The organism is Lentimicrobiaceae bacterium (genome assembly GCA_020636745.1).
Lineage (GTDB): Bacteria > Bacteroidota > Bacteroidia > Bacteroidales > Lentimicrobiaceae > Lentimicrobium.
Genome location: JACJXH010000001.1, coordinates 637,854 through 650,391, shown reverse-complemented (window position 1 = coordinate 650,391; position 12,538 = coordinate 637,854). Strand labels below are relative to the sequence as shown.

General features: G+C 42.7%; 12 protein-coding genes. 7 read left to right on the top strand and 5 right to left on the bottom strand.

From position 1 onward, the window contains the following. Positions 1-82 precede the first annotated feature (82 nt). From H6541_02575 to H6541_02545, 7 genes are all read left to right on the top strand, one after another. Entirely contained in the window at positions 83-2,074 is a 1,992-nt protein-coding gene (locus H6541_02575; GenBank protein MCB9014652.1) for a transglycosylase domain-containing protein, read from the top strand. A gap of 33 nt (positions 2,075-2,107) precedes the next feature. Further along, on the top strand, positions 2,108-2,260 hold the full coding sequence (locus H6541_02570) for a YqaE/Pmp3 family membrane protein (GenBank protein ID MCB9014651.1): 153 nt from the start codon (positions 2,108-2,110) through the stop codon (positions 2,258-2,260). 167 nt (positions 2,261-2,427) lie between these two features. Continuing rightward, positions 2,428-3,630 carry an ATP-binding protein gene (locus tag H6541_02565; protein ID MCB9014650.1) on the top strand — a complete coding sequence of 401 codons (1,203 nt, stop codon included), beginning with the start codon at positions 2,428-2,430 and terminating at the stop codon, positions 3,628-3,630. Positions 3,631-4,085: 455 nt separating this feature from the next. Continuing rightward, positions 4,086-4,640, top strand: coding sequence for a 30S ribosomal protein S16 (locus tag H6541_02560; protein MCB9014649.1), 555 nt, complete (start codon positions 4,086-4,088; stop codon positions 4,638-4,640). Between the two features lie 19 nt (positions 4,641-4,659). Next, positions 4,660-5,184, top strand: coding sequence for a 16S rRNA processing protein RimM (rimM, locus tag H6541_02555; GenBank protein ID MCB9014648.1), 525 nt, complete (start codon positions 4,660-4,662; stop codon positions 5,182-5,184). 42 nt (positions 5,185-5,226) lie between these two features. After that, positions 5,227-5,934 (top strand): methyltransferase, encoded by a 708-nt coding sequence (locus H6541_02550; GenBank protein MCB9014647.1) that lies wholly within the window; start codon positions 5,227-5,229, stop codon positions 5,932-5,934. Positions 5,935-5,981: 47 nt separating this feature from the next. Then, complete coding sequence (locus H6541_02545; protein MCB9014646.1) at positions 5,982-6,317, top strand: hypothetical protein; 336 nt, start codon at positions 5,982-5,984, stop codon at positions 6,315-6,317. 89 nt (positions 6,318-6,406) lie between these two features. Here H6541_02545 and H6541_02540 read toward each other — a convergent pair whose 3' ends face one another. The 5 genes from H6541_02540 to H6541_02520 form a co-directional block, all read right to left on the bottom strand. Next, complete coding sequence (locus tag H6541_02540) at positions 6,407-6,910, bottom strand: cupin domain-containing protein (protein MCB9014645.1); 504 nt, start codon at positions 6,908-6,910, stop codon at positions 6,407-6,409. Between the two features lie 2 nt (positions 6,911-6,912). After that, a complete protein-coding gene (locus H6541_02535; GenBank protein ID MCB9014644.1) occupies positions 6,913-7,614 on the bottom strand; it encodes a PorT family protein in 702 nt (233 codons plus the stop codon). A 39-nt stretch (positions 7,615-7,653) separates the two neighbouring features. Then, on the bottom strand, positions 7,654-9,804 hold the full coding sequence (locus tag H6541_02530; protein MCB9014643.1) for an RNA-binding transcriptional accessory protein: 2,151 nt from the start codon (positions 9,802-9,804) through the stop codon (positions 7,654-7,656). A 20-nt stretch (positions 9,805-9,824) separates the two neighbouring features. Beyond that, positions 9,825-10,511: a methyltransferase domain-containing protein gene (locus H6541_02525; protein ID MCB9014642.1), complete on the bottom strand. Its 687-nt coding sequence runs from the start codon at positions 10,509-10,511 to the stop codon at positions 9,825-9,827. A gap of 70 nt (positions 10,512-10,581) precedes the next feature. After that, positions 10,582-12,537, bottom strand: coding sequence for a gliding motility-associated C-terminal domain-containing protein (locus tag H6541_02520; GenBank protein ID MCB9014641.1), 1,956 nt, complete (start codon positions 12,535-12,537; stop codon positions 10,582-10,584). Position 12,538 lies beyond the last annotated feature (1 nt).

The following is a 12,538-nucleotide window of genomic DNA, read 5'->3' as shown; positions in this document are numbered from 1 at the left end:
CAACAACCTGTGGCATATATAAAATACTGTACTTTTGCAGCGCTTAAAAAGTTGACACTTTTTTACTTTACACAATCCGCAAGTGAACAAAATATGGATTACCCGCAAAACAGCACTGTACACCGGAGCTTTAATAACGGCATTGTTGCTGTTGCTTTTCATGGTAAGAAACCCGTTGCTCAGGTATGCCATTGATAAAAAAACTGAAGGCTTCAGTCTGAAAACAGGTGCAGAAATCAGTTACAAAAAAGCCTATTTCTCGGGATGGAGCACCATCAATATCGATTCGCTAAGTATGATACCCCCGGGTGGTGACACGTTGCTCAGCATTGCACATTTGAACATCACTATCAAACCGCTGGCCCTGCTGGGGCTAAAAATCAGATTTGGCGATGCAGTTATGACCCATCCTTCCATTCAATTAAAAAGGCTTGGCCATCAAAGCAATTACCTGTTTCTGCTCGACCGAAAAACAAGTGACACCACCCAAATAAATACAACAAAAAACAGTGATAAGGATTACGCCGGCAGGGTTTCCAGAATATTTGGCATGCTTTTCAATTTTATTCCTTCATCAATCAAAGTTGAGCAATTTAGCATAAGCGCCGACATTGACCACCACACATTTTCATTCAGTTTTCCCAGGCTCGATATCAACAACAGCCGGTTCAGCACAACAGCAACCATTACCGACGACAGCTTATCGGCACATTGGCTGCTCTCGGGAATTCTGAACACCTCTGAAAAAAGGGTTGCAATGGAGATAAAAAAGCAGGATTCAGGCAGGTTAATGATTCCATACATTCATCAGCGCTGGAATACAGTGGTGGCCTTTGACTCGGCCAGCCTTAACCTGGCATTTACTTTATCTGATTCGGGCACAGCTCATATTTCAGGTAAAACCAATATTTACAATGCACTATTTAACCACCCGAAGATTTCGCCTTCAGATGTAAAGTTTGAAAAAAGCGAAATAGCATACCTGGTAAATTTCGGCAAATCAACCATTGAACTCGACAGTTCGTCCGTTATATCGTTTAATAAAATTGAATTCAATCCGTACATCCGCTACCAAATAATGCCTGAAAAGGCTATCAAAATCAGTGTTCATAAACCCGATTTTGGCGCACAGGACTTTTTCGGGTCGCTGCCGGAAGGTTTGTTCACCAACCTCGAAGGAATCAGGGTAAAAGGAAGGCTTAGTTTTAATCTTGACTTTAACTATACCTTTAACCAACCGGATTCACTCCTGTTTAATGCAGCACTTAAATCAAAGGGATTCAGGGTGGAACAATTTGGAAATACAAATTTCACTTACATTAATTTACCTTTTACTTACACGGCGTTTGAAAAAGGACAGCCGGTCAGAACCTTCGAAGTAGGGCCCGGAAATCCCGATTTCAGAACCATTGAACAGATTCCGGCTTATCTCAAAAACGCCATCATGACATCGGAGGATGGTTCTTTTTATTTCCACCGGGGATTTATACCCGATGCCATCCGTGCCAGTATCATCACCAATATCAAAGAGAAGCGCTTTGCCCGGGGCGGCAGCACAATAAGTATGCAGCTGGTTAAAAATGTATTCCTTAACCGGAACAAAAATATTACCCGAAAGCTGGAAGAGATGCTGATTACCTGGCTGATTGAATCGCAGCAGCTGGTAAATAAAGACAGAATGTTTGAGGTATATTTGAATATTATTGAAACCGGCCCAATGGTTTATGGCGTAAACGAAGCTGCCCGTTTTTACTTTAATAAGGATGTATCAAAGCTAAGTCTGGCAGAGAGTATTTATCTGGCCAGCATCATTCCAAAGCCTAAATGGTTCAGGTATTCATTTAATAAGGATGGAACACTGCGTGAAAACCTGCAATCATATTATAGTTTGGTTTCCGGCAAAATGCTGCGGAAAGAATGGATAACCCAGGATGAATTTGACAAGCTAAAACCTGAAATTGAGTTGAAAGGTCCGGCGCGTGAGCTTGTTTTGCCGGCCGATTCAATACCCGTAGAAGATCTGCCGGATTTTGAAACAGAAAGTTCAGCCCCGCTTAGCTTTATGGGTCTTTAGAATTTATATCTTTATCGTTTCAAAACCTATCATATGTCGCTTCTCCGGGTATTGCTCTGTATAATTTTTCCGCCTTTGGCTGTGGTTGACAAAGGCTGTGGTTCGGTGCTGATTGTATTTTTGCTAACCATTGCCGGATGGATTCCTGGGGTGATAGCGGCATTGATTATTGTAAACAAGCGCTGATTTTATATAAACCCTCAATCTCAAAGTTATATTATACTGACAAGTTCGCCGGAGCTACAATTAATTTTTGTGGTTTGACGATATTCAAGCCTAAACCCGGGAAATAAGTTTGCATTAGCAATATAAACTATTGTATATTTGTAATGCAAACTTAAAGAATTCACAAGATGCTATTAAAAAGGGACATAGAAATGGCCTATCATGAGCAGCATGAACAAGTTGAAACAAAACATGGGTTTATTGAAAGGCAGTTTATGCAAAGGTTCATCCCGGCCGGTAAGCATATTGAGGTAATTTCGGGGATTCGAAGATGTGGTAAAAGCACCCTGATGAAACAACTTATTCAGGCCAGATATCAGAAAACAGCCTATTTCAACTTTGAAGATGCAAGGGTATACGGATTTGAAGTAAGCGATTTTCAAAAGCTTGATGAGGTAATTGGCAAAGACATAGAGGCTTACTTTTTTGATGAAATACAAAATGTAACTGATTGGGAAATCTTCATCAGGCAGTTACATGACCGAAATGAAAAAGTATATCTGACCGGATCTAATGCAACCTTATTGAGTAAGGAACTGGGAACACGACTGACCGGCCGGCATATCCGTCATGAATTGTTTCCCTTTTCGTTCGAAGAGTTTTTAAGCTACAAGGGAATCGAAAACAACCTTGATTCCTTAAACATGTACCTCTTGCAGGGGGGATTTCCGGAATATCTGGAAATACTCAAAAAGGAAGTGCTTCAAAACCTGCTAAAAGACATTGTTTTCCGGGATATCGCGATAAGGTACGCCATCAGAAACACCACAAGCCTGATGGACATAACTCTGTATTTGCTGTCAAATATTGGTAAAGAAATCTCATTCAACAACCTTCGTAAAACCTTTTCGGTGGGTTCAGCCAATACTGTTTCTGATTATCTTTCATGGCTTGCCGATGCCTACCTGCTGTTTTTTCTTCCCCGGTTTAGCTGGTCGGCTAAAAGCATTGCAGCGAATCCACGAAAAGTATATGCCATAGACAATGGTTTAGTGAATGCAAACACCCTTAGTTTTAGCGCTGATCGCGGACGGATGCTTGAAAATGCTGTCTATCAGTATTTACGACGTCAGGGAAGTGATCTTTTCTATTTCCGTGAAGAACGTGAATGTGATTTTATTGTATTCAGGCAGAAAGAGTGCAGGCAGTTGATTCAGGTATGTGAAGTCCTTGACCAAGATACCTTTAAGCGCGAAGTGGAGGGATTGCAGGAAGCTATGAAGTTTTTTAAGATGGCTGAAGGCTATATCCTGACACTAAACCAGAAGGATTCCCTTGAAATCGGGGAATATAAAATATCGGTAATGCCAGTATTTGAATTCTTCACATGAATTAAATTTCAGATAGTCTCTAAGCGTCTGTTCAAAATCAAATTTAAAATAGCATGGCGTTGATTTAGAATCGAATGTGAATATAGTGCCGCTTACCATTGCAGGGTGGATACAAGTCGTGATAGCGACCCTCGTTATTGTAAACAAGAGATAAATTATATTTCCATTCAGCATAATAACCAATGGTAAACCGCCTGAGACGCGAACATCGCGTTTTTTCTATACCGAATTATAAAACTCAGATATCCCGCAACGTTTAATTATCTAATTCTGTAATCCAATATTCTGAAATTCTGAAATCCTGAAATCCTGTAATAGTAAAATCCTGTAATTCTGTAATTCTGAATTTCTGGGACTGATAAAATTCCTCTCCAACCGCTTTTTTATCTCAAAATAAATGCGTTACTTTGCACCCCTGTTTAAAAACATAATTTTAACTACTTAAATTAAAGTTTATGCCAACAAAAATGAGATTACAACGTCATGGTAAAAAGGGCAGGCCTTTCTATCACATTGTAATTGCGGACGGTCGTGCACCCCGGGATGGAAGATTCATCGAAAAGATTGGCACGTATAACCCTGTTGCGAAACCTGCAGAAATCGATCTTGATTTTGCTAAAGCTTACGATTGGTTTGTAAAAGGAGCCGATCCCACGCCAACCGTAAAAGCAATTCTTTCTGAGCAAGGTATCCTGCACTACAATCACCTGATGAAAGGTGTAGCTAAAGGTGCATTTACCAAAGAAGTTGCTGAAGTTCGTTTCAACGAATGGAAAGAAGCCAAACAGGCCAAAATCACCAGCGCCGAGAAAGCTGTTGAACTGAGCGAAAAAGAGGCAATGAAAAAGCGCCTGGCTGACGAAATTAAAGTAAATGAAGCCCGCGCTGCTGAGATTGCTAAAAAACTTCAGAAAGAAGCGGAAGCTGCCAACGAAGCCACAGAAGAACCTGTAGCTGAAACAGACGCCGAAGCCTCAGCCGAAGCCACTGAAGAACCTGCTGCAGAATAATTCTACAGTATTACAGGAAATGATGGAAGGCTATTTTTACCTCGGCAAAATAACCAAATTATTTGCAGCCAAAGGAGCTCTCCAGATATATCTCGATACAGATAATCCTGAAAATTACCTTAAAATGGAATCAGTTTTCGTTCAGATGAACGGCCAGCTGATTCCATTTTTTATTGAATCCATTGACCTGAGGCACAATAACAATGCAGTGGTTACCTTTCTGGATGTGGATGATGTTGCCATGGCCTCCCTTCTGGTAAATTGCGAACTTTATCTGCCCAATTCCATGCTTCCCCCGTTAACCGGCAACCGGTTTTATTATCACGAGGTGAAGGGCTTTACAGTACTCGACAAAAATTTTGGAGAAGCCGGAATAGTGGAAGAGGTATTGGAATACCCCCACCAGGCTGTGCTGAGAAGTATGCTGAAAGGAAAAGAAATTCTGATTCCGATTACAGATGAGATAATTCTGGATGTAGACAGAGAGAAAAAAACAGTCTATACCGACGCACCAGAAGGACTGATAGAGCTCTATCTGGATTAAAAATACGCGACATCCCTCCCCTGCTTTTTATACATTTACCGGATGGCTTTCCGTTTTAAGCAATTTACAATTGACGATTCAGCTTGCCCGATGAAAGTCGGCACAGACTCTGTTTTGCTTGGCTCATGGGCCGACTTTTCGCAAAGTACAGAAATACTGGACATTGGCACAGGCAGCGGTCTGCTGGCGCTAATGGCTGCCCAGCAGAGCCAAAGTAACATTACGGCTATTGAAATAGATGAATCTTCCGTAAAAACAGCTGTTTGCAACTTTCAAACGAGCCCCTGGCCTCATAAGTTCAGCACTTTTCACATTAGCCTTCAGGACTTTTGCCGGCAAGCCATCCCCGGCAGTTTCAACCATATTATTACCAATCCGCCTTATTTCATTAACTCATTAAAGTCGCCGGAACCAACGCGGAGCCATGCCCGCCATAACGACCTGCTTTCCTTTGAAGCCCTTGCTTTTTGTGCTTCACTCCTGCTTGCCAAAGGAGGTTTGCTCAGCATGGTGCTGCCAGTAAAGGAAGCGGCCATTTTCCTTGCTCAGGCAGAAGTCCATCACCTGCATCTGAACAGAAGACTTGATATTATTCCACGCGAAGGGAAACCTGCCAACAGAATTCTTTTTGAATTTGGCAAAAACCAACAACAGCCCTTGCAAGCACAACAATTATCAATCCGCCATCAATCAGGCGAATACACCGATGAATATAAGAGCCTGACTGCTGCTTTTTATCTTCATTTCTGACCAATAACAGGCATTGTTTTTGTTGCGTATATCAAAAACCATAAATCATGAAATCATTCCTCATCATTTTGTATTTCTGCCTGGGACTTTCTGCAAGCCTTTTTGCACAGATTGTATTTTCATGCGAAAACCAATACGATGCCGATTTTAAAGTGTTTATTGTGGAAAACCGGTATGATGCCGATTTGCTGGTTTATAAAACAGACAACAGGTATGATGCCGACAAGGATGGCCGTTGGTTTTTTGCAAAAAACCGGTACGATGCCGACAAAATTATATGGTTTGCAGCCAACAGATACGATGCTGACTTATTGATTTTTTTTGTTGAAAACCGATATGATGCCGGTTGGAAAAACAGGAGTAAAATTCATTTGGTTTATTAAGCAGAAGAACAACCGAAAAAAGCCGGTTAATCGTCCTGTAAAGCCATCAAATTCATAGCAAATTCAAAAAAATCAGAAATTCAGTTGTTCTAATCCCTTGTAAATTCAAATATCATATCCTTATGCTCGGGATATTCGCGGAGAAGCAAATTTCGTTTGGCCATTTCAAAATCGGCAAAATCGAAACCAGGCGCCACAGAACAGCCAACAAGGCAATAAGTATCGGGACTGATTGGTTTGGCAGCAAACCAGCATCCGGCCGGCACTACCACCTGAGGCGAATCGCCTGAATGCAACTCTTCTCCCAGTCGGCGCATCTGTATAAGACCATTCAAATCAATCCAATAAATAACCAGGGAGCTACCGGCATGAAAATTCCATATTTCGTCAGATTTTATGCGATGAAAAGCTGAAAAATCATCACCTTCCAACAAAAAATAAATAGAAGTTGAGAGGTTCCGATCTCCTGAAAAAGAATCATTGATGGCCTGTTTTGCCAGAATAAAGGGAGAACGGTAAACTTCTTTATACCAGCCTCCTTCCGGATGACGCTGAAGGCCAAGATGTTCAACAAAATAGGAAGAAGGTTTCATGATTATCTGATTTGCGGCGTTTGGCTGCGGCTTTCGCGACTCAATCTTTCGTTAAACACATAGTAGAGTCTGAAAGTAAACATTCCGTTGTACTGATCGCGGATATTGGGTTTGCCGGTTTTTGAATCAATGATTTCGCGGGTAGCAATGGGTCTGACAGAATAAGCATACCGTACATTAAACCGTAGCCTGTCAATCAACCTGAATTTAACATCAATAAGCAGATTAAGGTCGCTGCTGCGGTAAATTCCGCTTTCGAGCGTGGTTTCATTCAAATCATATCCATTGCGCTGTTCAGCAATACCCACCAATCGCCCCCATGACATGCCAGCCCCGAAGGTTACAATATCTTTGTCGGTAAACTGCACCAGCACCGGCACATCCAGATAATTCAGCTTTAAGTCATATGAACCATCCAGTGAATCAAGATAAACGCTGCGCTGATGAGCGCCTTTCTGGCTGTATATATTTTCGATACTTACCGACCACTTGTTGTTGAAAGGAATAATTGCTGCAGCGCCGGCATTTAAACCAAACTTATGGTAGCCAAAAACTTCGTCGCCATCAACCTGTGTGGCATTTACACCGGCAATTACAGCCCCCATGATACGCTGGGCATAGGTGTGATGAACAGACAAAACGAAAAATGGAAGGACAAGTAGTATCAGTTTTTTAAACATCAGTAGCAAATCTTGATTGGTCATGTATTCAACAACGGGTTAAAGGCCAAATTAGTATAAAAATTATTGATTGGCGGCCTCTTTGATAGATAATGCAATGCGCTTGCGCTGAACATCAACATCCATCACTTTAACACGCACATGCTGGGTAAGCTTAACCACCTCGTTGGGGTCTTTTACAAACCGGTTGGCCAGCTGGCTCACATGCACCAGTCCGTCCTGATGCACTCCAATGTCGACAAAAGCGCCAAACGCAGTGATATTTGAAACAATGCCGTTGAGCACCATCCCAGGCCTCAGGTCGGCAATGCTGTTGATATTTTTATCAAATTCAAACAAATCGAACTGCTCACGCGGGTCGCGGCCGGGTTTTGACAATTCCTGAAGAATATCGCTGATGGTGGGCAAACCGGCACTATCGGTTATAAACTCCCGCGGATTGATATTTTTGCGCAATTCTTCTTTTTCAATCAAATCCTCTACACTGCAATTCAGTTTTTGAGCCATTCGCTGAACAATTGGATAGCTCTCGGGGTGTACAGCGCTTCTGTCGAGTGGGTTTTTGGCATTCCTAATCCGGAGGAAGCCTGCGGCCTGCTCAAACGCCTTGTCGCCCAAACGTTTTACTTTAAGCAGTTCATTTCTGGTTTTAAATTCCCCGTTTTTATTCCGGTAGTCTACTATATTCTGAGCCAGAACCGGTCCCACACCCGAAACGTAGCTCAACAACTGCTTGCTGGCTGTGTTAAGTTCAACTCCTACCTGGTTCACACAGTTTACCACGGTATCTTCGAGACTGCGCTGCAAGGCAGGTTGACTTACATCGTGCTGATACTGGCCTACACCAATCGATTTGGGATCAATTTTTACGAGTTCGGCCAGTGGATCCATCAGGCGGCGACCAATGGAAACTGCACCTCTGACAGTTACATCGTACTCAGGAAACTCTTCGCGGGCCACCGATGAAGCCGAATAAACCGAAGCTCCGCTTTCGTTAACCATAATGGAGATTAACTCGCGGTCGAAAGGTATTTTGCTGATAAAATAATCAGTTTCGCGGCCGGCGGTTCCATTTCCGATGGCAATGGCTTCAATACCATAGGCTGAAACCAGATTTTTGATTTTAGCGACTGCTTCTTTTACTTCGTTTTGCGGAGGATGCGGATAAATGGTTTCATTGTGCAACAGGCGCCCCTGACGATCGAGGCACACTACCTTGCACCCGGTACGGAAACCGGGATCAATGGCCAAGATGTTTTTTTGTCCCAATGGAGCAGCCAGCAACAGTTGCCTGAGATTTCCGGCAAAAACTTTAATGGCTTCGTCATCGGCTTTTTGTTTGGCCAATTGCCGTATTTCTGTTTCCATTGAGGGTTGCAGCAATCGCTTATAAGCATCTTTTACAGCAGCTTTCACCTGCAAAGCGGCATCATTTTCAGCCTTTACAAATATGCGATCGAGCATTTCCACTGCTTTTTCTTCTTCGGGCTCAACTGACAACCTCAGGAAACCTTCAGCCTCGCCGCGGAACATAGCCAGCACCCTGTGAGAAGGTGCTTTCAGGATATTTTCTCTGGTATCGAAATAATTCTGATACAGCATTCCATCAAGTTCCTTCCCTTTCACAGGCCTGGAAACTATCATTGCCTCTCTGGTAAATAAATTTCTGACCCTCTCGCGCGAAGTTTTGCTTTCATTCACCCACTCCGCAATAATATCACGGGCTCCGGCCAATGCATCCCCGGTAGTAGTCACCGATTTTTCTTCATCAATAAAAGCTTCTGCTTTCAGTTCCGGATCGATGGGTTGCTGAGCCATCAGAATTTGCGCAAGGGGTTCGAGTCCTTTTTCCCTGGCAATGGTAGCCCTGGTTTTACGCTTGGGTTTATATGGAAGGTAAATATCTTCAAGCTCGGTAAGCGTGAGTGCTTCAGAAATCTGGCGTTCCAGTTCAGGCGTCAATTTCTCCTGCTCAATGATAGAACTGAGAATATAGGCGCGACGTTTTTCTGTTTCAACCAACACTTCATGCCGGTCGCGGATTAAGGCCAATTGCACCTCATCCAGGCTTCCGGTCATCTCCTTCCGGTAACGGGCAATAAAGGGAATTGTAGCTCCGCCTTCCATCAGTTTGATGGTATTGAACACCTGCCAGGCTTGCAAATTTAATTCGCGGGCAATTTTCTCTGAAAAAATATTTTCGTTTTCGTTCATGGCCAAATCATTCATCTTTTTCAATCTGCAAATCCGGTAATCATATAGTTGGGACTTTGCTTATTTACCGGAATTTTGAATGTGATACAACGTGCAAATATATTGTTAAAGATTGTTTCAAGCGCTATTCTTTCCCCGCAGGTTTTTTCATCTGACTCCAGTTTATTAAACACAACCTTTCCTCCTGGAAGCAAACAGTTGTGTACTCTTTGCAAAAAACCAGTTGATTCAAAAACCGGAGGAACAAATTCATCTACATAAAGATCGATGACAATCAAAGCAAATTTCTGCTGGCAGGTGTTTATGTAATCATGCGCATCCATCCTGACAATTTCGAGGTTTTTGAGTCTGTCAATATTAAAATGATCATATGCGGCATTTAAAACAGCTTCATCCAGTTCGACACCGGTTACGGGATTGTTAAAGCCCAGCTCTTCGCGAAGAATAACCGCCACACTGCCACCGCCGAATCCCAGTATCAAAATTGGATCCGTTTCAACAAAACGAGGTTTATCCTTTGCAAAATATCGTCTGAAGGCATCGTGCAGAGGGCCATATGAATAATTGACACAACCGGCATTCAGCTGGTATCTGCCATTGATAAGGCTCACTTCAATATCAGGGCCAACAAGGCTTTTATAAACATCAACCCTTTGCTCACCTGCAAAACTTCCGAGATACCGGAGAGGATCGTCAATAAAACTCATCTTTAATGCTTTATGCAAAGATAAAAAAAGCCGGGTGAGCCGGCCTTTAAAATCATAACGTATGCAGCGCTTACCTTAACAAAGTAACAACACCTCTGTATTTAGCTTTGCTCACAGCCATCACATTTTCTTTGGCTTTGAACGACATATCCCATATATAAATACCGGCGGGTTGCATCTGGCCTTTAAAAGTACCGTCCCAGGCATCATCAGCATTCCGGGCTTCCCACATCAGCTGCCCCCAACGATTGTAAATCAAAAAGGTCACATCTTCAATTACATCATCGTTTGCTTCGGTCGGACCCAGCAGCTTAAAGGTTTTATTGTCTTCAACAATACTGCCAACAGGCCTGAATGCATTCGGAAGCCTTATATCCAGTTCAAGCACTTCAATGGCATCTTCGTTTGAGCAACATTTGATGTCGGTGTATTGCACCGTATAATTGCCAGGCTCTGTGGCATTGAATGTTTGATTACTGCTGCCATCGGCAAGCCAGTTATAACTGTACATATTTTCAGGCGCCGACAAAGGAATGGTTGACCCCGGGAAGAGGTAAATTTTTTCAGCTTCGAATGCTTCGGCCGGCAAGGCGTTAATCTGAACAGTAAATGTTCTTTGCAATGCGGGGCCTGATAAATAATACTCAGTCATTGAAACATTAAACACTCCGGTGGTGCTATAAACATGCGACTGCACAACTGTTGGATCTGCTCCTGTAATTATATTGCCATTACTGCCCGGGTCGCCAAAATCCCAATCAATTGATGTAATATTTGAAATATTTAAAAGGTAAAACTCAGTTGCATCTCCCTCGCATTTGGTATCGTAATCAACGGGCGGAATATCAAAATAGCTCTGGTTGAAATTGGTAAGACCAAGTTTGGCAGTAGCAGTACTCATTTCAGGTCCGGCTTCATTGTAATTGCAGTCAGTGCCTGCACGGTTTGGATTTTCAATTACACCCAAAGTCGACTTTTGGTCGTGTGTCACATAAATTTTCCCATCACGTCCCAGTTGCAAAGCCCACACATCCTGATCCATGGTACCCGTATTTAAAACAGTTTCAGTTGCCGAAGAAATATCATACTGATAAAGTTTATTGGTTAAAATGTTCAGATTAGGGACAGTATAATATAATTTAGAGCCATCGGGCGAAAACTCCACATAATACGGGCCCTGGGCTGGGCCGGATTCAGTGGGAGAAACAGAACCTGTGTAGCCCACCTCGCCTGTTTCGTTATTGAATGAAAACAGCTCTACAATACCCTTTCCAAATGAGGCATAGGCAAGTTTATCACCTTTGGGCGAAAATTTGATGGTCCCCAAATACTCACGACCGTTGGGATTACTGTTGAATACAGCACCCACCCTGCTGATTACCGGACTTGGATTCACCCCATTAGAGTCAATTTTATAGGCATAAAACTCATCGGAATCCAATGTATGAGCCAGCACCCAGGTATCCATGCCGTTGGCGCTTTGCACGCCTGAAATCATTTGGGTACACTTAGCCATCAGGTTCACATTCACCTCTGCCACTCCACCTGCATTGTTATTCAGTGCCATATCGATAAGGGTATAGTTCAAACCTTTGGAAGTATTGAAAAAATCAATCAGATCGGTGGTAAAAACATAAAACAGATTGGAAGACCCCGGCCTGGGTACAATAATTGAATTCTGGTTTGAATACAGGTTGCCTGCCAAACCGGTAGCTATTACCTGATGATTGCTGTTCCATACATTTGAGCCGTTGGTATACAAAATCAGATTCCCATCTTCATCAGATATTGAAGCGGTACCGGCACCAATTGGAAGATTTGCAACAACCGGATGATTCACAGCAACCCCCTGATCCGAAAACTTCAAACCGGCATTCTGATAAAACAACCAGTTATCAGCCTGACGAGGCGGAACATAAGAACACCTGTTTGGATTCGCATTATAATCTGCATTTTTAAGGTCCTGTGCATTGGCAATGCCACCTGTTAGTGCCAGTAGCAGAGCCACAGCTGAAAAAATCTTCATC